The sequence below is a fragment of the Rhodoluna miladensis (SeqCode) genome (assembly GCF_965234705.1).
Taxonomy (GTDB): domain Bacteria; phylum Actinomycetota; class Actinomycetes; order Actinomycetales; family Microbacteriaceae; genus Rhodoluna; species Rhodoluna miladensis.
This window is the reverse complement of record NZ_OZ248465.1, coordinates 573,622-593,765: the sequence shown is the minus strand read 5'-3', so window position 1 is coordinate 593,765 and position 20,144 is coordinate 573,622. Positions and strand designations below refer to the sequence as shown.

Annotated in this window: 18 protein-coding genes; 4 read left to right on the top strand and 14 right to left on the bottom strand. The window is 51.1% G+C overall.

The genetic code is table 11. The annotated features are described in order from the left end of the window. Positions 1-2 precede the first annotated feature (2 nt). From murD to AC8GDC_RS02905, 9 genes are all read right to left on the bottom strand, one after another. Positions 3-1,472, bottom strand: a complete 1,470-nt coding sequence (murD, locus tag AC8GDC_RS02945) for a UDP-N-acetylmuramoyl-L-alanine--D-glutamate ligase (protein WP_506558392.1) — start codon at positions 1,470-1,472, stop codon at positions 3-5. After that, complete coding sequence (mraY, locus tag AC8GDC_RS02940) at positions 1,465-2,550, bottom strand: phospho-N-acetylmuramoyl-pentapeptide-transferase (RefSeq protein WP_506558391.1); 1,086 nt, start codon at positions 2,548-2,550, stop codon at positions 1,465-1,467. Before mraY ends, murD begins: the two co-directional genes overlap by 8 nt. Further along, positions 2,547-3,944: a UDP-N-acetylmuramoyl-tripeptide--D-alanyl-D-alanine ligase gene (locus AC8GDC_RS02935; protein ID WP_506558390.1), complete on the bottom strand. Its 1,398-nt coding sequence runs from the start codon at positions 3,942-3,944 to the stop codon at positions 2,547-2,549. Before AC8GDC_RS02935 ends, mraY begins: the two co-directional genes overlap by 4 nt. Next, a complete protein-coding gene (locus AC8GDC_RS02930; RefSeq protein WP_506558389.1) occupies positions 3,941-5,434 on the bottom strand; it encodes a Mur ligase family protein in 1,494 nt (497 codons plus the stop codon). Before AC8GDC_RS02930 ends, AC8GDC_RS02935 begins: the two co-directional genes overlap by 4 nt. 51 nt (positions 5,435-5,485) lie before the next feature. Beyond that, entirely contained in the window at positions 5,486-7,243 is a 1,758-nt protein-coding gene (locus AC8GDC_RS02925) for a peptidoglycan D,D-transpeptidase FtsI family protein (RefSeq protein ID WP_506558388.1), read from the bottom strand. A 20-nt stretch (positions 7,244-7,263) separates the two neighbouring features. Further along, a complete protein-coding gene (gene ftsL, locus AC8GDC_RS02920; protein ID WP_506558387.1) occupies positions 7,264-7,734 on the bottom strand; it encodes a cell division protein FtsL in 471 nt (156 codons plus the stop codon). Further along, entirely contained in the window at positions 7,731-8,696 is a 966-nt protein-coding gene (gene rsmH, locus AC8GDC_RS02915) for a 16S rRNA (cytosine(1402)-N(4))-methyltransferase RsmH (RefSeq protein WP_506558386.1), read from the bottom strand. Before rsmH ends, ftsL begins: the two co-directional genes overlap by 4 nt. 76 nt (positions 8,697-8,772) lie before the next feature. Next, positions 8,773-9,204 (bottom strand): division/cell wall cluster transcriptional repressor MraZ, encoded by a 432-nt coding sequence (gene mraZ, locus AC8GDC_RS02910; RefSeq protein ID WP_506558385.1) that lies wholly within the window; start codon positions 9,202-9,204, stop codon positions 8,773-8,775. 166 nt (positions 9,205-9,370) lie between these two features. Next, positions 9,371-9,727 (bottom strand): DUF3040 domain-containing protein, encoded by a 357-nt coding sequence (locus AC8GDC_RS02905; RefSeq protein WP_506558384.1) that lies wholly within the window; start codon positions 9,725-9,727, stop codon positions 9,371-9,373. A 76-nt stretch (positions 9,728-9,803) separates the two neighbouring features. Between AC8GDC_RS02905 and AC8GDC_RS02900 the strand changes: the two genes are divergently transcribed. Beyond that, positions 9,804-10,916 (top strand): polyprenyl synthetase family protein, encoded by a 1,113-nt coding sequence (locus AC8GDC_RS02900; protein ID WP_506558383.1) that lies wholly within the window; start codon positions 9,804-9,806, stop codon positions 10,914-10,916. 10 nt (positions 10,917-10,926) lie between these two features. Here the strand turns inward: AC8GDC_RS02900 and AC8GDC_RS02895 are convergent, their stop codons facing one another. After that, positions 10,927-11,274, bottom strand: a complete 348-nt coding sequence (locus AC8GDC_RS02895; protein WP_506558382.1) for an Rv2175c family DNA-binding protein — start codon at positions 11,272-11,274, stop codon at positions 10,927-10,929. 70 nt (positions 11,275-11,344) lie between these two features. Here AC8GDC_RS02895 and AC8GDC_RS02890 point away from each other — a divergent pair, with 70 nt between their 5' ends. Both AC8GDC_RS02890 and pknB read left to right on the top strand, forming a co-directional pair. After that, entirely contained in the window at positions 11,345-12,763 is a 1,419-nt protein-coding gene (locus tag AC8GDC_RS02890; RefSeq protein WP_506558381.1) for a LysM peptidoglycan-binding domain-containing protein, read from the top strand. Further along, the gene (pknB, locus tag AC8GDC_RS02885) at positions 12,756-14,618 is read left to right on the top strand and encodes a Stk1 family PASTA domain-containing Ser/Thr kinase (protein WP_506558380.1); all 1,863 of its coding nucleotides are present in this window, start codon (positions 12,756-12,758) and stop codon (positions 14,616-14,618) included. Before AC8GDC_RS02890 ends, pknB begins: the two co-directional genes overlap by 8 nt. Here pknB and AC8GDC_RS02880 read toward each other — a convergent pair. The 3 genes from AC8GDC_RS02880 to AC8GDC_RS02870 are packed head-to-tail and all read right to left on the bottom strand — an operon-like array spanning position 14,615 to position 17,667. Further along, positions 14,615-15,976 (bottom strand): class II 3-deoxy-7-phosphoheptulonate synthase, encoded by a 1,362-nt coding sequence (locus tag AC8GDC_RS02880; protein WP_506558379.1) that lies wholly within the window; start codon positions 15,974-15,976, stop codon positions 14,615-14,617. The two genes, pknB and AC8GDC_RS02880, sit on opposite strands and share 4 nt — an antisense overlap. 4 nt (positions 15,977-15,980) lie before the next feature. After that, positions 15,981-16,670: a lysophospholipid acyltransferase family protein gene (locus tag AC8GDC_RS02875; RefSeq protein WP_506558378.1), complete on the bottom strand. Its 690-nt coding sequence runs from the start codon at positions 16,668-16,670 to the stop codon at positions 15,981-15,983. A gap of 46 nt (positions 16,671-16,716) precedes the next feature. After that, positions 16,717-17,667: an ROK family protein gene (locus AC8GDC_RS02870; protein ID WP_506558377.1), complete on the bottom strand. Its 951-nt coding sequence runs from the start codon at positions 17,665-17,667 to the stop codon at positions 16,717-16,719. 143 nt (positions 17,668-17,810) lie between these two features. On the opposite strand from AC8GDC_RS02870, the gene AC8GDC_RS02865 reads away from it, so the two are divergent. Beyond that, positions 17,811-19,643: an AMP-dependent synthetase/ligase gene (locus AC8GDC_RS02865; protein WP_506558458.1), complete on the top strand. Its 1,833-nt coding sequence runs from the start codon at positions 17,811-17,813 to the stop codon at positions 19,641-19,643. On the opposite strand, the gene def is transcribed toward AC8GDC_RS02865, so the two are convergent. Continuing rightward, complete coding sequence (gene def, locus AC8GDC_RS02860) at positions 19,640-20,140, bottom strand: peptide deformylase (RefSeq protein ID WP_506558376.1); 501 nt, start codon at positions 20,138-20,140, stop codon at positions 19,640-19,642. The genes AC8GDC_RS02865 and def overlap by 4 nt on opposite strands. Between the last annotated feature and the right edge of the window lie 4 nt (positions 20,141-20,144).

Sequence of the window (20,144 nt, the reverse complement as noted above, 5' to 3'; positions counted from 1 at the left end):
ACTCACTCCCCGCCCAAGCTTTGCACTGCGGCAATGAATTGATCTCCGCGCTCCTGGTAGTTCAAGAATTGATCCATTGATGCTGCCGCTGGTGCCAACAAAACCACGTCACCAGCTTTGGCCATGGAAGATGCAAGGGTGACAGCTTGTGACATCACTGCGTCCCCTCCTGAAATTTCCACCATTGGCACCGCAGGTGCCAGTTTTTCGAACGCTTCAACAATTTCAGCACGGTCAACACCGATTACCACCGCACCACGCAGTCGAGGGGCAAATTGACCAATCAACTCGGAGATATCCACACCTTTTAGTAGTCCCCCAAGAATCCAAACCACCGATTCGAAAGAAGTCAGCGAAGCTGCTGCCGCGTGAGCGTTGGTGGCTTTTGAATCATTGATGTATCTAACACCCTCAATTTCGGCAACCAGCTGTATGCGATGCGGAGAAATCTTGAACTCTCTCAAAGCTTTCCTGCAAGCAGCTGGCGGGACACCGAAGCTTCGAGCAAGCGCGGTTGCAGCGGCGATGTTGCTCAAAAGATGCGGAGTTAGAACTCCAAAGTTATCAAGATCTTCAAAGCCTGCAATCTCAAGTGCTTTATCAGCGCGTTCCTCGAGGAAAGCACGATCAACGAGTAAATCTTCAACGTATCCGACGTTGCTGCGGGCGGGAGTGCCCAAACCAAATCCAATTGCCCGCGCGCCTTCGCTCACATCTGCAGCTTCTACTAGGGATTCGGTTACTGAATCCTCGAGATTGTATACGCAGGCCACTTTGGTGTTTTCATAAATTCGGCCCTTGGCTGCTCGGTAGTTTGCGAAGCCCCCATGCCAGTCCAAGTGATCGTTTGCAAGGTTTAGAACGGCCGAACTAAATGGCTCGATGCGATCCAAGTAGTGAAGCTGAAAAGAAGATAGCTCAACAACCAGCACCTCAAAAGCTGCCGGGTCTCTGATGCAATCAAGGATTGGTTTTCCGATGTTTCCGCAGGCGGCAGCTCTAACATCCGCTGCCAAGAACATAGCTTCGGTTATTTCCGTCGTGGTGGTTTTTCCGTTGGTTCCTGTGATGCAGATCCACTCTTGGTTCGGAATGTATTTATCTCTTAGCCGCCACGCTAAGTCGATGTCAGTCCAAATCAGAATGCCGGAACGATTAGCTTTTTCAACTATCGCCGTGGTTGGTGCAACTCCTGGAGAAACAATCATCAGATCTGGTGCGAAGGCATCTAGAGCGTCTTGTAAGACCTGGGCGTTTTGATCAATAACGCTCTCCACGCCTAGAACATCCAAGATGTCTAGAATTTCCTCGTCAGCTGCTTCGGATACGACAAGCAGTTTGCTACCCAACTCGTTGAGGGTGTCAGCTACTGAGAAGCCAGATTTACCTAAGCCCAAAACTGCCACCTTGATGCTGGACCAGTTAGAGCTCCAACTATTTAACTGCTGGAGGTCAGGCGCCTGGTTAGCCATAAATCCACTCGAGGTAGAAAAGACCAATTCCGGCAAGAACCGAAAGTCCTGCGATAATCCAGAACCTGACAACAACCGTAATTTCTGCCCAGCCCTTTAGTTCAAAGTGATGATGCAGTGGTGACATCAAGAAGATGCGTTTTCCCTTGGTGATTTTGAAGTAGGCGCGTTGCAAAATAACTGAACCAGTCACAATCACAAACAGTCCGCCGATAAGCACCAGCAAGATTTCAGTGCGGGACAGTATGGCAAGAGCGGCTAGAGCTCCACCGAGGCCCATCGCACCGGTGTCTCCCATGATGATTTGGGCTGGTGAAGTATTCCACCACAAGAAACCAATCCCAGCGCCAGTAATGGCAGCTGCGATAACCGCTAAATCAAGTGGATCGCGGACTACGTAACAGCGCGTGAGGTTCTCAACCGCAGTGCCACACAGCTGGTTGAATTGCCAGAACCCAATCACCGCGTAAGCACCGATTGCCATGATGCTGGCACCGATTGCCAGACCATCTAGCCCATCGGCAATGTTCACACCATTAGAAGTTGAGGATATAAGCAAAAAGATCCAAAGCACAACTAGTACTGATCCGACCACGGTTCCAAACATCATCAAATCGAATCCGGTGTCTCGAACAACGGAGATCTTGGTTGAAGCTGGTGTCACGCCTTGCGCGTTTGGATATCCAAACGCGAAGGCTGCAAAAGCCAGAGCCACCAGTGCTTGACCAGCAATCTTTGCCCAACCACCCAGACCAAGAGATCGCTGTTTCTGTGTCTTGATGAAATCGTCAATGAACCCAACTAACCCGAGCCCCACCATCGCAAGAATAACAAGTAGAGCCGATACCGAGGGGGTTTCGCCGTTTAGAAGTTTTCCGGCAAAGTATCCGGTGACGCTGGCCAAAATAATGACCAAGCCGCCCATGGTGGGGGTGCCTCGTTTGGTGTGGTGTGACTCAGGTCCGTCATCACGAATGAACTGTCCCCAGTTCCACTTCCGAAACAACCAAATGAATATAGGAGTCAAAAACAGTGTGAAGGCCATAGATGCGGCTCCAGCTAACAGCAGCGCTCTCACTTAGCCACCTCCATTAAGTCGTCTCCCAGAAATCTGAGGTTCGCCGACTTGGATGATTTGACCAAGACGGTATCGCCATCTGCGAGTATCCCACGCAGGTACGCCAAAGCCTCGGCAATCGAGGGGAAAAACTTCGATTCGCCATCCCAGGACCCCTCTTGGCTTGCCCCCATGTGAATTAGCTTTGCGCCGTCACCGACCACCACGAGCTGGTCAATGTTGAGTCGAACTACCAACCGCCCGATGGAGTCATGCTCATGCCTCGAGTACTGACCTAGCTCGGCCATCTCACCCAAAACTGCAATAGTTCTTGTTCCCATTCGCCCAAGCTGAGCCAGGGTCTGAAGGGCAGCCTTCATTGAATCTGGGCTGGCGTTGTAGGAGTCATTGATTACCGTGACGCCATCAGACCTAACAACTCTTTGCATTCTCCAGCGCTCAGCCAACTCCATTGCTTCGAGTGCGCTAACTACTTGTTGTTTGCTTGCTCCTAGTAGGTGTGAAACTGATGCGGCTGCAAGTGCGTTTATTACGTGGTGCTCACCAAGAATCGAAAGCTGGATAGCGGAATGCTCACCGTCAGGCCAGTGCAAGACAAAAGATGTCCCGATTTTCGACAGAGAAATATCCGAAGCCCAATACTCTGATTCCGAAGAAGTTCCAAACCACTTCACGGCTGCCTTGGTGCGATCTTTCATCGCGGCCACCATGCCATCATCGGCATTCAAAACTAATTGGGCATCGGCTCCAAGTGCCTCGGCGAGTTCGCCCTTAATCTTGGCAGTGACATCTATTCCACCAAATTCTCCGGCGTGGGCCATTCCCACTTTCAAGATCACGCCAACATCCGGCTGTGACATCTTTGCCAAATAGGCAATAGTTCCCAGACCTTCAGCACCCATCTCAACAACTAAAAACTCTGTGTTTAGATCTGCTCTCAAAATCGAAATTGGGGCGCCGACTTTGTTATTGAAAGATTCGATTGGCGCGATTGTGTTGCCAACTTGGGAAAGAATTGCTCGCAGCATGTTCTTAGTTGTGGTCTTACCGTTAGATCCTGTGATGCCTACGACTTTGAGCTTTCCATTTACCTTAAGCTCCCCAATTAGCCAGGCTGCCAGAACTCCAAGCGCATCCACCGTATTAGCAACAACCAGCTGAGTGATATCAACATCGACTCGGTGCTCGACAACTGCAACCACTGCCCCGCGTGATTTAGCATCCGCCACAAAATCATGACCGTCAGCTTGCTCGCCCGGTTTTGCAAAGAAGATACTGCCTTCAGAAACCAAACGAGAATCAGTTTCGGCACTTCCAGTGACGTTTACTTCTTTATCACCCAGCAAATCGGCGCCAAGAATATCTGCAAGCTTTGTCGCAGATGCGGTAATCATTTCCAGCCTGCTTCGGCTAGGGCGGCTTTTGCCTGAGCTCGTCCGGAGTATTTAGTTCTAACTCCCATGATGTCTCGGTGTTCTTGGTGTCCTGGTCCAAACCAAATAATGGTGTCACCGGTGGTGACCATGGAAACCGCGATGCGTATCGCACGCTCTGGTCCCTCAAGATTTCTGATGTCATGATCTGGACGTTCAGCAATAGCGCCGTCGTAGATCATTTTCCGAATGATGGCCGGATCTTCAAATCTTGGATTGTGGTCAGTGACAATCATCGCGTCGCTGAGCCTTGCGCAGATTGCACCGATCATCGGACGCTTTATCTTGTCTCGATCTCCATCAAGACCCACAACAACCACCAGTTTGCCCTTAGTGATTTTTCTAGCAGCCTCGATTGTCATCTCGATGGAATCTGGAGTGTGTCCAAAGTCCACATAGACGCTCGGCGCACCCGGTGGCGCAACGTTGTCACCTCGACCTGCGATCGGTGCGTCAATTCCATCCTTCAAATCAACTGCAAGCTTCTTCCAATCGTGTCCAGCTTGAATTGCCATCAGGATTGCAACCCCAGCGTTGGAGGCCATGTAATCGCCAATAATTGGAACCGAAGTCGATATCTTTTCTCCGTTTGGTCCAGTTAGGTCAAAGGCTGTAAGCCCTACTGCCTCATCGGTGACTTTGACTTTCCAGTCGGATTTGACGTCGTCTCGAAGAGTGATGGTGACGCAAGGAATCTCGCTGGCCTCCAAAAATGTTTGTCCGTAGTCGGTATCGAGGCAAACAACTCCCTTACCTGACCGGGATTTGTGGAACAGCGGCATTTTGGATTCTAGGTACTGCTGATAGCTATCGAATTCGTCGAAGTGATCGTGGCTGAGATTAGTGAACGCGACGACATCGAAAAAGATGCCATCAACGCGATGTTGTTTTAGCGCCTGGGCTGACACTTCCCAACCAACGTCAGTGACCTTGTTTTCTCTCATCCGGGCAATAAGTGCATGCGACTCTGGAGCCTCTGGAGAAGTCAGCCTTGAGATGATGATGTCGTTAGCGATGTGGCGCTCAACACTTGAGCTCATGCCCGGTACTGCCCCGATTTGCCTAAAGATTGCCGAGAGGAAGTGAACCGTGGAAGTCTTTCCGTTGGTGCCCGTTACCCCGTACATCAAAGGCATCTGCTGGCGTGCATTGCCGTACACAAACCTTGCAGCTTCACCAAGACGAAGTCTTGGGTTTTCAACCACAATCACTGGTACTTGAATACCTTCTAACAAGGCCAAACCTTCAGTGTCAGTAGCAACCGCCACCGCACCGTCGGCTACCGCCTGCGCTGCAAATTTTGCACCGTGAGTTTTCAATCCAGGCATTGCAAAAAAGATATCCCCGTGTCTGACATCCGAGGTGTTCATGGAAACCCCTGTGAGGTTCACATCCTGAGTGCCAGGCGCAAATGAAACAGAAAGTTCTTTGGCAAGCGCGCTTAGCGACACCTGATTGGGTTTATCCGGCCTAAGAATTGGAGGTATGGATTGCTCGACCAACTATTTCCATTCGGTCGGAAGATCTGGTGACTTGCCAGTTGATGGCGGTACACGATTGGCAAGCAAAACCTGAGAGAGAATCTTCTGATAACCGGCTGCAGCTGCCATCGAGTTAGTCCAAACCTTCTTTGGTTTGTAAATCATCACGCCCATTGCGTACTTGGGGTCATCAACCGGTGCCATGCCATAAAAAGAAGCCGCGTAATACTGACCGTAGCCAGTGCCTTCCTTGATTTCAGCAGTTCCGGTTTTGCCAGCCGAACGATATCCAGCAACTGCAGTTGCCTGTCCGATACCACCTTGCTCAACGATTTTCTCGAGCATGTGCATGACATCATTTGCGGTACTTGGTGAAACCACCTGAATTGGGTCTGATTTTGGAACAGCGGTTAGGTTGCCGTCTTCATCCTGGCAACCTGCAACCAAAATCGGATTGAGCTTTACACCTTCGTTAGCAAGAACTTGGTAGGCAGCGGCCATCTGGACAGGAGAAACAGACAGTGCCTGACCAAACATCGTGGTGTAGTTGGTCACACCATCCCAGTCGGTGTAGTGATTTAGCACTCCCCGTGTTTCACCCTCAAATCCAACAGCAGTTGGCTTCCCAAACCCAAAAGCTTCCATGTATTCGTACCTGGTCTTAGCTGGCACTTTTTCCGCAAACTTAATGGTTCCAACATTCGATGAATAACGAAGTACGCCAGTGACGGTCCAATTGGTAGCCGGGTGCGAGTAGCTGTCGTTGATTACGTGATCGTAAACTCTCATTGAATCTGGAGCTCTGACTGGAGTGTTTACTGTGGCGTAGCCGGTATCAATAGCGGTAGCTGCAGTGATCGCCTTCATCGTGGAGCCAGGCTCAAATGCAAACTGAAATGCCCTTGCGCCACGCTCAGACTCAGGAGATTTTCCGGGATCGTTTGGGTCAACGCTCGGTGCTTCAGCTGCCAAAACAATTCGACCAGTTTTTACTTCTATGACAACTGCTGTTGCCCAGTCTGCGTTTAGGCGCTTTACTTCTGTTGCTAGAACCTGCTGCGCTTGATACTGCAGATCGGCATCGATGGTCAAAATTACATTTCGACCGGGCTTAGCTTCCTGAGTGACAACTGTGCTTGATGGAATCTTGATTCCATCGACTCCTTTTTCAAAAGTCTCTTTGCCATCTACTCCAGCAAGACAAGCGTTGAACTGTCTCTCGATTCCAGCTAGTGCCTCGCCGTCAGTTCCAACAAAGCCGGTGAGGTTTCCAGCAACCGCTCCGTTTGGGTAAAGGCGATTTTGGTGCGGGTCGGCAAAAATCCATGGGATCTCTAGTTCAACGATCTGCCGATGAGTTTCCGCATCGACTCGCTTTTTGAGATTTACGTAGTGAGAGGTTCCAATCAACTTTGGCAAAAGCTCTGCCACATCAAGATCGAGAATTCTTGCCAGTTCGGTAGCAATTGACTCAACAGATACAACCTGGTCAATTCCATCAATCTTGCGCTCCACTGGCCGCACAATCGCTGGTGCTGCGTTGATGTCGTAGCGATAAACACTGGTCGCGAGAATGTTGCCGTTAGCGTCAAGAATGTCGCCTCGCACAGCCGGAACGGTTCTTGCTACGGCTCGCTTCTCATATGACTCTTCGTTGATCGCCTCGGCGCGCACCACTTGAAAGTCGATAAGTCGAATTAGAAAAACAAAAACTAGAATTCCCGAAAGGGTTATCAGCAGCCTGAGTCTTCTTGTGCTGACAGGCCCCGCGTGATTCATGTTGAATGACCTTTCGGGGACTACCTTGTTGGTGAAGCTGGGATGGCGCTCACGCTAGCTACCTTAGGTAGCTCTTGCGGTTGCGCCTGGCTTGCCGGCGCTGTTTGCGCCTTCGCTGGCTTAACATCAATCATCGCCGAGTTGGCTACTAGATTGCGGGATTGACTGGCTGAGCCAAGAGCAGGTTTTGGCTTACCCAAGACGCTCTGGTCTTCAAGTTTTAGAAAAACTGGGTTGGAGTTTGCAACCATTCCAAGTTTGGCTGCTGTATTCAAAAGGTTCTGCTGAGAAGAAAGTGAGGCAACCTCTTCGGCGATGATCTGCGAAGTGGTATCCAGTTCGCGCTTTTCGCGCTTTAGGTCTGAAAGCTCGTAAACCGACTGCGAAGTCATGATTGTTAGCAGTAAGTGCAGAAGTGAAATGGCTAGAAAGCCCATCACGACAATCATCACTATGGGGCCGCGTGCCCTAGTTCGACTTAACGTTTTCATGCCACTTTCCTTGTCTTTTCGCATGCTCTGAGGCGAACCGAAGCTGACCTTGGATTGCTGGCAATTTCCTCGAGGCTGGCCTTTTCGGCTCCTTTGACCACAAGCTTTAGAACCGGAGCGTGCTCCGGAAGTTCGAATGGAAGCTCCAGTGGAGCTGAAGAAGTGGAGGCCTGAACGATTGCCTGCTTGACAATCCGGTCCTCGAGCGAGTGATAGCTCAGAACCAGTAGGCGCCCGCCAACAGCCAAGGCATCGATAGCTGCCGGAACGGCGTTTTCCAGGATCTCAAGTTCCTCGTTCACTGCAATGCGCAGCGCTTGAAACACCCGCTTGGCTGGGTGCCCAGATGATTTTCCTGGGATAAACGGAACAACATTGCTGATTATTGAGGCGAGCTGCTTGGAAGAAACGATTGGGTCTTTAGTCCTGAGAGTTACTAATTCGCCAGCAATCTTGGATGCAAAGCGCTCTTCGCCATACTCGCGGAAGATTCGAGTTAGCTCAGCTTCGGAGGCTGTTGCAATCAGCTGCGCGGCAGTGATTCCGGAGTCGGTATCCATTCGCATATCCAGCGGAGCATCAAAGCTATAGGCAAAGCCGCGGTCAGCGTTGTCAATCTGCATTGAACTAACGCCAAGATCCATCAGGATTGCAGCCACATCGCTATAACCGTTGACCTTGATGGCTTCGGCAATCTGGTCGTAGGTTCCGTGAAAAAACTTCACTCGCTCGCCAAATGGCGCGAGGCGCTTTTTTGCTAGAGCCAGTGCGGCTGGATCACGGTCTATGCCGATAATCGTTAGCTTCTCGAATGCCTTTAGGAAAGCCTCGGAGTGTCCTCCAAGGCCTAAGGTGCAATCAACCAGCACAGCTGAATCGCCAGAAAGTGCTGGGCTGAGAAGTTCTAAGGTGCGCGAGAGCATTACTGGTTCGTGGAGGGTATCTAGGTTTGCTGTGTTCATCGGTGTACAGGTCCCCCGGCTTCCTGATCTTTTTGACATCGGGGAAGAGTGTCAAAACCCGATCAGGGAGCCGAGGTTAGAAAAGACCTGGAACCACCTCCTCGGAAATCTCCGAGAAGCTGTTTTCTTGCTTAGCCAGGTAGTCACTCCAGGCAGCTGAATCCCAAATTTCGGCCCTTGAGCCAACGCCAATTACTACAAGCTCTTTGCCCAAACCTGCGTAGCTGCGAAGGGTAGGTGGAATGGTGACGCGGCCCTGTTTGTCAGGGATCTCATCGGATGCGCCGGAAAGAAAGATTCGTAGGTAGTCACGGGCTTGCTTGCTAGTGATTGGAGCTTGGCGAATGGTCTCGTTGACCGATTCGAACTCCTTGGTGGAAAAAACATACAGACAGCGGTCCTGGCCACGGGTTAGAACCACTCCGGCAGATAGTTCTTCGCGGAACTTGGCCGGAAGAATAACGCGGCCCTTCTCGTCCAGCTTGGGGGCGTGAGTGCCTAACAGCATCTGATTCCCCTTCCCCGAGAAATTGGCGGCTGTGCCGATTTCCTCCACTATACACCACTTTTACCCACTTTGGTCAAATATATCCATATTTTCCTCCACTGGGCGTGTTGGATTTGTAACGCAAAAAGACCCCCAAAAAGGGGGTCTTTTCCGAGGTTTTTAGGGGCTATTGGCCGCCCTGGCGCTTGTCCCAGCGATCTTCGAAGAAGTTTCTGCCTGGTCCTGACTGCCCTGATCCTGGCTTTGGTAGGCCCTTCGACATGTCCGGAAGCTGAAGATTTGAGGTGGCAAGAACTAGCCCGCCCAACATGACCAAAAAGCCCACAACTCCAATGGCGGCAAATTGAATAAATACTCCGGTCAAGAGCACTCCCAGGCCGATAATGGCCAGCAATGCTCCCGCGATCATTCTTCCGGCGGGGTTTCCAACTCTTTGAGCTTTGGCAGCAAAGCTGCTGTCGCCTTCCATGAGTCCGCGCTCAAGCTCCTCAAGAAGCTTTTGTTCACGCTCCGATAGACCCATGATCTCCTCCAAGTACTTGAGCTAGGACGACTTGTAGTTTTCAGTCTATTCCGATTTCGCTAGTTAGGCTATTGCTGTGAACGAATCCGAAACCCTGCTCAAGCTTGTTCAAGAGCACCTGGATGAGTTTTGTTCAACCCAGCGACAGGATTTTTCGGCTATTTCGGATGATCTTGCTCCACTGGTTGACTACACCCAGTCCCTGCTGGGTGGAGGAAAGCGATTCCGGGCCCTGTTTTGCTACTGGTCTTGGGTTGGGCATCTCCCGGTCTGCCCTCCCCAGAGCTCACAGCAGAAAGCTCTTTCTGCCGAGGCCATGGTTGGCATCGCCGCATCTCTGGAGATGTTTCATGCCGCAGCTCTAGTTCACGATGACCTTCTAGACCAGTCCGATACTAGGCGAGGTCAGCCAGCGGTTCACAAAAGATTTGAAACACTTCACGCTGCATCCGGCTGGGCCGGATCGAACGAACGCTTCGGGGTAGCCGGCTCGGTCTTAGTTGGAGACTTGATGCTCGGTTGGAGCAGCGAGATCTTTGGAACCGCCCTGCTGAATGCTCCAAGCTCGGAAGTGTCGGCAGCTTGTAGGGATGAGTTTTCAAGAATGCGCGTTGAGGTAATGGCTGGCCAGTACCTGGACATCGTCGAGGAAAATGCTGCCATCACAAGACCGGTGGAAGATGCCGTAGGTCGGGCCAACAACGTGATTTTGTTTAAGAGCGCAAAGTACTCGATCGAGGCTCCCTTGTTGATTGGTGCGGCTTTTGCCGGCGCCAGCCCTGACCAACTGCGACAGGTTTCCGAGTTTGGTGTTCCTCTAGGAATGGCTTTCCAGCTTCGGGATGATGTGCTGGGTGTTTTCGGAGATCCGGCTGTGACTGGTAAGCCTGCCGGCGATGACCTTCGTGAGGGAAAGCGCACTGTTTTAGTGGGCTATACCCGAGCTTCTCTTTCAAATTCTGTTGGAAAACTCTTTGATGAGATGCTTTCTTCGCGCGAGCTCACAAACGAGCAAGTTGGATTTTTGCAGCAGACCATAATTGGCTCGGGCGCTCTAGAAAAAGTCGAACGAACAATTACTGAACTAGCCGATCAAGCAATGGCAGCTCTTAATCGAATCACGCTCGAGCCCCAGGCAATGGCACACCTAAAGACCATGGCCGAAAAGGTAATCAACCGCCAGGCTTAACTCGTTTGGTTTAGAGATCAATCATCTGGGCTAAGCGGCGAACCGGAGCTTTTTTACCCTCAAGCAATGACTGCAGTGGGGTCTGCCCCAATACATCTGAGTGCGTGTAAAGCCACTGAACTGATTCTTCGATGCTGTAGCCAGAATCAAGAAGCAAAATTATTGTTCCGCGAAGCGGTGGTAGCGGTTCGCCATCGACTATTAGTTCAGCTGGAATCATCAACTGGCCATCTTTTTTGACAGCTACCAGGCTGTGCTCTTCCAGCAGACGATTGACTCTGCCTTTAGGGATGCGCAGAGCTTCAGCGGCCTCGAGGACGGTGAGCCAATTGGTTACACTGCTGGTGGAATCATTCACCCTCTAAGCCTGCCACACCCGCGGGGTTCAGGGAATAACCTATTGGGCTGTGTGAAGCTTGAATGTGCCCATGGACCGCAACGATAAGTCAAAGCTGCCAATGAAACTGGCATTTCTTTCGGTGCCACTGGCTGCCGCCTCCCCCGTGTTTGCAGACTTACCCGCCACCGCAACCGAGACCTCAGAGATTCAAAAGAGTTCCGATGCTCCAACCCCGGTGGCTTCAACTCCAACCACCGAAGTTACCGCCGCAATTCCGGTGGTTTCGGAAACTACAAAGCCATCGACCTATCGGGTCAAATCTGGAGACACCGTCACTCAAATTGCCAAACGTTTTGGTCTATCGATTACCGCAATTGCGAAGCTCAATAACTTAGGGCCTAAATCCCTGATTCGAGTAGGGCAGGTAATCAAACTGGTCGGAAACACCCCGCCAGATATAGATGCAGAAAGCTACCGAGTAAAGCCTGGAGACACTCTTTCAGGTATTGCCAGCCGCCACAAGCTCACGCTTTCGGAACTGACATCTATAAATCGAATTAGCTCATCGACTTTGATTTACCCGGGTCAATTACTTAGGGTTGCAAAAGTCATTCCTACTTCTCAACCGCCTGTAAACGCCCCGGAGACTTATCAGGTGGTAGCTGGAGACTCACTGGACTCGGTGGCCCAGAAATTCGGGATGACTCTTAGCACTTTGCGCGAATACAACAATCTAGCTAAAGCCTCCATAATCTACGTGGGTCAAGTTCTAAATCTGAAACCTCCGGTGGGGCAAGCTAATGCCCCCGCGCCAAAACCCCCAAAGCCCGCTAGCTCAGCCAGCACACTCAGCGATGAGATTTCAAGCTTGGATCCTATGCGGCCCACAGGTGCGTGTTCGATTCACGGATTCCACACTGTGCTCTCAGGTGAAACCATAAGTCGAATTGCTGCGGTGTACGGAGTAAGCACGCAGTCGGTTCTAAGTGCAAACTCGCTTAGCTGGTCCAGCACCATTTACGTGGGCCAGCGTCTTATGATTCCTGGGGTTCACGAAATCAAGAACTGCCCGAGCATCACAAAAATGAGCCAAGAAATGAAGCAGAATGCTCAAGTTGTTTACCGGGTTGGAAAAGACCTGGGAGTTAGTGACTACGGAATCGTAATTGCGCTGGCAGCTGCAATGCAGGAATCAAGCCTTATAAACATCGACTACGGCGACCGGGACTCGGTGGGACTATTTCAGCAGCGCACCTCCCAAGGCTGGGGAACAATTTCACAAATCATGGACCCGAAGTATTCGGCAAGGGCTTTTTTCGGTGGACCAACTGGTCCTAACCCCGGAAAAATCCGAGGACTACTGGATATCAAAAACTGGTCAGCTATGTCCCTTGCCAAAGCCGCCCAAGCGGTTCAGATTTCGGCTTTTCCTGACGCCTATCAAAAGTGGGAACTCTCGGCTTGGAGCTGGTTCGATCAGATCGAATCAGAGATAAACAATGGCTAACTTATCCGGGCAACTGATTGCCAACCGCTATCAGGTGATCTCGCTGGTTGCCTCCGGTGGCATGGCCAGTGTGTATCTCGCCAATGATCAAGTGCTTGAGCGCAAAGTTGCGCTCAAGGTTATTCATCCACACCTTGCTAAAGACAAGTCCTTCGTTGAGAAGTTCCAGCGAGAAGCCAAGATGGCAGCGCAACTATCTCATCCGAACCTGGTAAACGTTTTTGATCAGGGCACTGACGGCGAGGTGATCTTTCTGGTCATGGAGTACGTGCCAGGAATAACTCTGCGCGATGCGATGAATGACTTCGGAGCGCTAGATACCAAGAAGGCACTCGAGATTATTGAACCGCTAACGGAAGCGTTGGCTGCCGCACATGCTGCCGGAATCTTGCACCGCGACCTAAAGCCAGAAAATGTCTTTCTTTCCGATGGCGGCAAAGTCAAACTCGGTGATTTTGGCCTGGCTCGAGAAATCACAGAACACACTCAAACCGGATCGGTAGTTGGAACTGTCGCCTACCTCTCCCCTGAGTTAGTGCTTAGAGGACAAGCCGATGCCAGAAGCGATATTTACTCTCTCGGAGTAATGATCTTCGAAATGCTAACCGGCAAGCAGCCCTACCAAGGTGAGCAGGCTGTTCAGGTTGCCTACCAACACGCTAACGAAAACATTCCTGCACCATCCACGCTCAACTCAAATGTCCCCGAGCTTTTGGATGAGATTGTGCTTTGGACTACCGCCAGAAACCCAAGCCAACGGCCAGCCTCAGCTGTGGCACTGCTTCCTGTTATTGCCAGGGCCAAACAGGACTTATCGCGCGGGCTCACCACCACCCTTTCCGAAATCGACAAGACGGCTCGAATCAATCTCGATCAAGACTTTGTTTCACCGGCTGGTGCAACGGAAGTTCTGAACGTTGCGGATATTGAGGAATTTGCATCCTCATCGTCTCTTGCCACCAAACTGGAAAAATCAAATAAGCGTTCAAAACTTTGGCTAACGATCTTTACGGTGATCGCACTGATGGGCGGTGCCGGCTCGGGATGGTGGTTCTCCTCTGGTCCTGGTGGACTGGCGGCAGTGCCTGACCTAACTGGTCGTACCTTGGAAGCTGCAGCAGAGGCACTTGACCCGCTCGGTGTGGTAATCGAGCAGTTGGAAGAAAACAGCGGCACCGTTGCCGAAGGTTTCATAACTCGAACTGAACCTGCAGCAGACTCCAGGGTGTTCAAGAACTCGGTTGTGAAGGTCTTTATCTCTCTTGGTCCTAAACAGCTGCCCGTTCCCGAAGCAAAAGGCCTAAGTGTGGAAGCAGCCAAGAAACTGTTGACTGATTCTGGATTTGTTGTCGGCTCCGTCAAGAACTTCTTTGGTGAAAAAGCTTTCGGGCAAGTAATTGGGCTATCTGCCCCAACTGGAACAATTCTCAATCAAGGCAGCGTGCTAGACCTCCTGGTATCAATTGGTGCGATCCCAGATGTTTTGGGGCTTAGTGCCGAGGCGGCCAGGGCGTTGCTCGCGGAAATTCCGATAACTATCGAAGAAGTTGAAGTATTCAATAACCAAATCCCTGCCGGTCAAGCGGTTGGATTAGTGCTTGCCGAAGACCCGCTGCCAGAAAATGGCAGCGCTGTCCTGGAAATTTCCAAGGGTCCAGAAATTGTGATCATGCCAAATACCGTTGGTGAAACAATCGCCGCTGCCAAGTCACTGCTTGAGAATCTTGGGCTACTGGTTGTAGTTGACACCAACCAACTCTCGACCAACTTTGGAATAGCCAAGGTAAAGCGTCAAAGTCCAGAAGCAGGCTCAGAAATTAGAGTCGGCGACAGCGTGACTATTATTTCTCGTTAGCGCTTAGCTAGAGCCTCAGAAACCAAGAATGCGAGTTCTAGTGACTGCATGTGATTAAGTCTTGGGTCACAAAGTGATTCGTAGCGAGACTCAAGTGTCTTTTCATCAATCATCTCTGAACCACCCAAGCACTCCGCAACGTCGTCGCCGGTTAGCTCGATGTGGATTCCTCCAGGGAATGTTCCAGCGTTACGGTGCACCTCGAAGAAGCCAGCTACTTCATCCATAACGTCATCAAATCTTCTTGACTTGTAGCCGTTCTTGGTTGTCATGCCGTTTCCGTGCATCGGATCGGTGATCCAAAGCGGCTTAGCATCACTTGCTTTGACTGCCTCAACGAGTTTTGGAAGCTTGTCGCGAATTTGACCTGCGCCCATGCGGGTGATGAAGGTCAAGCGGCCCGGTTCGCGATTTGGATCTAGCTTCTCAATCAAAGCCATGACATCCGCAACCTCTGTGCTCGGCCCGAGCTTGACACCAATTGGGTTTCTAATTCGAGACATGAAATCAACGTGAGCGCCATCAATGTTTCTGGTTCGCTCTCCCACCCAAAGGAAATGACCACTGGTGGCGTAGGGGTTTCCGGTTCGGGAATCAATGCGAGTCATTGGTCTTTCGTAATCGAACAACAAAGCCTCGTGCGAAACGTAGAATTCGGTAGCCTTCAGGGCGTCAAAGTCAGCTCCGCAGGCATCCATGAATCTAATCGCTCTATCAATTTCAGCAGCCAGCTGTTCGTAGCGAACGTTTGCTGGGTTGTCAGTGAAGCCCTTGTTCCATTCGTGAACCGAACGAAGATCTGCAAAACCACCGGTAGTGAATGCCCTAATCAAATTAAGAGTTGAAGCTGAGGTGTGGTACGCGCGTACCATTCTGTTTGGGTCAGTGGCTCTAGCCTCTGGAGTAAAGTCGTAGCCGTTTACTGCATCTCCGCGGTAGGCAGGAAGCGTCAAGTCTCCGCGGGTTTCAGTGTCGGAGGAACGAGGCTTGGCAAACTGTCCAGCCATGCGACCCATTTTTACCACCGGCATAGATGCGCCATACATCAAAACAACTGCCATCTGCAAAATGGTTTTTACACGACTTCGAATTCGATCGGCGGTTGCGTCAACGAAAGTTTCAGCACAGTCACCGCCCTGAAGCAAAAATGCCTTGCCCTCTGCAGCTGCTGCCAATCTTGTGCGAAGAGTGTCTACCTCACCGGCAAATACCAACGGAGGTAACACCGCAAGCTCATCGCGCGCAGCTTGAAGCTTGGCTTCATCAGTCCAGGTAGGTTGCTGAGCGGCAGTGAGGTTGCGGTAGTTATCCAGACCCTTGAGCACGGCCGGATCAGCTGCAATATTTGGTTCCTTCATCTTCTTACCTAGCGAGCGCAGCCCGCTTTTCCTTCACTGTTGAGGCGTACTGGTCAACGTACTCCTGGCCGCTTATCTTCTTTAGCTCGTACATGATCTCGTCGGTTACCGCTCGTAAAACAATGCGGTCACCTTCCATTCCATCAAATCTCGAAAAATCCAAGGGTTTGCCATAGACAATTCCAACCCTACGAACCCTAGGCAACCTGGTGCCAATTGGTTGAACTTTTTCGGTGTCGATCATGGCTACTGGAATAACCGGCACTTTAGCCTCAAGCACCATACGTGCAATTCCAGTACGTCCACGATAAAGCCTGCCATCGGGAGATCTTGTCCCTTCTGGGTAAATACCTAAAAGCTGGCCCTGCTCCAAAACACTTAGTCCGGTGTTGAGGGCGGCTTCGGATGCTTTGCCTCCGGAGCGGTCAATAGGTAGTTGTCCGGTGGATTTGAAAAACCACTTAACAAACCAGCCCTTAATGCCCTTGCCAGTGAAGTACTCACTCTTGGCTAAAAACACCACCGGTCTTGGGCACTGCAGCGGCAAAAAGATTGAGTCGGAAAACGATAGGTGGTTGCTTGCCAAAATAGCCGCTCCACTAGAAGGAACGTTTTCAACTCCGCGAACCCAAGGTCTAAAGATAAAGCGCAGCAAAGGTCCAAGAACGAACGTCTTTAGGATGAAATACGTCACGAAACCCTCCTTCGCTTACTCAAAAGTCTTAGTTTAGTTCTCTGGGCTAGGCAAACGCCTGGCGAGCTAGGTCAGCTGCCCCAATTAGGCCAGCCTGATTCAGGAAAGTTGCCTTTACTACCTTGAGTTCTGGGCGATAACCCTTAGCTGGCAGTGACTTCTCAAAAGATTCCCGGATCGGGTCAATCAACTTGTCCCCCACTGCGCTAACCCCACCGCCAATAACTGCCAGTTCTGGATCAAGAACCGGGACAAAAACTGACCCAAGGGCCGTCCCTAGGTGAGAACCGAGTTCGGTAATTAACTCACTGGCTCCAGGGTCATTTTCCAAAATCGCTTGATAGACCATCTCGCCACTTAGCTCACCATCGGCAGCGGCAAGCTCCTTGAGCCTTTGCCCTTTAGGTGAATCTGAGTAAGCAAGCTTCCTAGCAGCCAGAAGCAAAGCGGTTCCAGACGCGTAGGTTTCAAGGCATCCCTTGAGTCCACAGCCACAGATCCTTCCTCCCGGAACTGCTAAGACGTGGCCAAGTTCTCCTCCGATACCAAAACCACCCTTGAGCAATCTGCCTTCGGAGATAATCGCTCCACCAACCCCAGTTCCGATGGTGAGCATGATCATGCTCTGAACGTCCTTGCCCGCACCAAACCTAAATTCGGCCCAGCCGGCAGCGTTGGCGTCATTTTCCAAAAGCACGGGATAAGAAGTCTTGCTCTCAATGCGAGATTTCAAAGGTTCGTTGCGCCAGGCTGTGATATTCGGCGCGTGGTACATAATCTCGCGGTCAACGCTTAGAAATCCTGCCGCAGCCACTCCGACTCCAACTATTTGGCTATCGCCGGTTAGTTGGTCAATTACGGAGGCAATGGCTTCTACCATTTGGCCGGAATCGCCAATTGGAGAGGGGACGCGAAGCTCTTTGAGAATTGCTCCGGATTCGTCGACCAGCGCCCCGGCGATTTTGGTTCCACCGATGTCTATGCCAACCGCGTGCATCAAAGCCCTATCAAGAATTGTCGGAAAATAAGCTAAGTATGGAGTTTACCTTGCCCATACAGCCCTTTATAAGGCCTAATTAGATGCCTGCTGGCGGGGTTTTGACTATAGTTATTGGAAATCCCGAGAAGACGGAGTCAAAGATGAGATCCTACGAGCTACCTAGCCTGGTTGTATCCCGAAGCACCGAAAACATCACCGATCTGTTGATTCAGAGAGTCAAGAAAACTCCTGGCATTTCTTTGTTTGGGATTGAAGATACCCCCGGCACCTGGCGCGACGTCAGCGCTCAGGCATTTCTAGAGCAGGTCCAAGACTTAGCGCGAGGATTCATCGCGGCAGGAATCAAGCCCGGCGATGCAGTTGCTCTGATGAGCCGCACGCGCTACGAGTGGGCGTTGATTGATTTCGCTCTTTGGTTCGCAGGCGCGGTTTCTGTTCCCATCTATGAAACCAGTGCTCCAGCACAAATTGAATGGGTGCTTGCGGACTCCGAAGCTGTGGCTTTGATCGTTGAGACCAAGGATCACCAGGACAGGTTCGAAAAGATCAAGTCCAACACCCCGCTTGTCAAGCAACTCTGGAGGCTGGACGATGATTCACTGTTCAAGCTTGTTGGTTTGGGTAAATCTGTCACTGAAGACCAGGTCGAGAAAGCCCGCACCTCTCGAGGTCTAGATGATCTTGCAACCATCATCTATACCTCGGGTACAACAGGTAAGCCAAAGGGCTGCGAACTTTTGCACAGAGGATTCGTGGATCTTTCAAAAAACTCACAGCTAGAACTGCCTGAGGTTGTAAAGGAAGGAAATGGCACCTTGCTGTTCCTTCCACTAGCCCACGTCTACGCCAGGTTCATTTCTATTCTTTGCGTTCACGGAGGAATCCGCGTTGGCCACCAACCAGACACCAAGAATGTGGCAGCCGGTATGCAGTCCTTCAAACCGAACTTCCTTTTGGCAGTGCCAAGAGTATTTGAAAAGGTTTATAACTCTGCCGAGCAGAAAGCCGAAGCAGGCGGCAAGGGCAACATCTTCCGCAAAGCCGTTCAAGTTGCCATCGACTACTCAAGAGCTCAAGACACAAAGAAGGGCCCCTCTCTTGGGCTCAAGCTTCAGCACAAGGTTTTTGATGCACTCGTTTACAAGAAACTCCGCGCTGCTATGGGTGGAAAAGTTGAGTATGCGGTTTCCGGTGGAGCACCTCTAGGTGAGCGCCTAGGACACTTCTTCCGCTCAATTGGGCTAGTTGTTCTAGAAGGCTATGGCCTTACTGAAACTTCTGCTCCAGCGATGATCGGTAGGCCGAACGATGCTCAAATCGGCAAAGTGGGTCGAGTGCTTCCAGGATGTGCCGTAAAGATAGCTGACGACGGTGAGATCTTGCTGAAAGGCTCCAATGTGCTTCGTGGCTACTGGAAGAATCCAGAAGCCACAAAGGCATCCATCCAGGACGGTTGGTTTAGAACTGGAGATATCGGTGAGCTCGACGAGCAGGGCTTTATCTCAATCACCGGACGCAAGAAAGAGCTAATTGTTACCTCGGGTGGTAAAAATGTTGCCCCGACCGCCCTTGAAGATCCGCTACGTGCAAGCCCGATTATTGGCCAAGCTGTTGTGATTGGTGATCAGCGTCAGTTTGTTTCGGTACTGATTTCCCTTGACCCAGAAATGCTTCCGGTGTGGCTAGGCAACAACGGCCAAAAGGCTGATTTGACCTTGGCGCAGGCAGCTAAAAATCCAGTAGTTTTGGCTGAGCTTCAGCGCAAAATCGATGAGGTCAATGCCACGGTTTCTAATGCCGAAGCCATCAAAAAGTTCGCAGTTATTGAAAGCGAGCTTTCTGAAGAATCTGGGCACTTAACTCCATCGCTGAAAATCAAGCGAGAGGCAGTGACGAGGGACTTCGCACCTGTTATCGATGAGATCTACGGCGGAGCGCCAACCACATCAGAGGCGCTCAAGATTCAGGATTAGTTGCGCATAAACCAGGTGGTGTCGCGAAGCGCTGCCATGCAGACTTTGCGTGCCTCAACTTCGAGTCGGTCTAGATAAACCAGACCATTCAAGTGGTCAACCTCATGCTGAAACACCTGGGCAAGCAAGCCTTCTGCTTCTTGCTGAATCACTTCACCTGTCACTTTCTGGCCACGAATAACCACTTTGGAATACCTCGGGGTTTTGCTCCAGATTTCCGGCAATGATAGGCAGCCTTCATCAACTTCAATTAGCTCACCTGATTGCTCAATGATTTCAGGATTTATAAAGTGCCCAACAACGCCCTCGACGTGATAGCCAAAGGCTCGAAGGTCAACCCCGATTTGATTGGCAGCTACCCCCGCTCGACCCGTGATTGCGGTGGTCTGCTCTAGATCGACAACAAGCGAACGAACGGAATCAGAAATCTCGTTGATCGGTTGAGAGACGGTTTTGAGAATGGGGTCTCCGAATAACCGGATCTCGCGCACTGCCATTTGC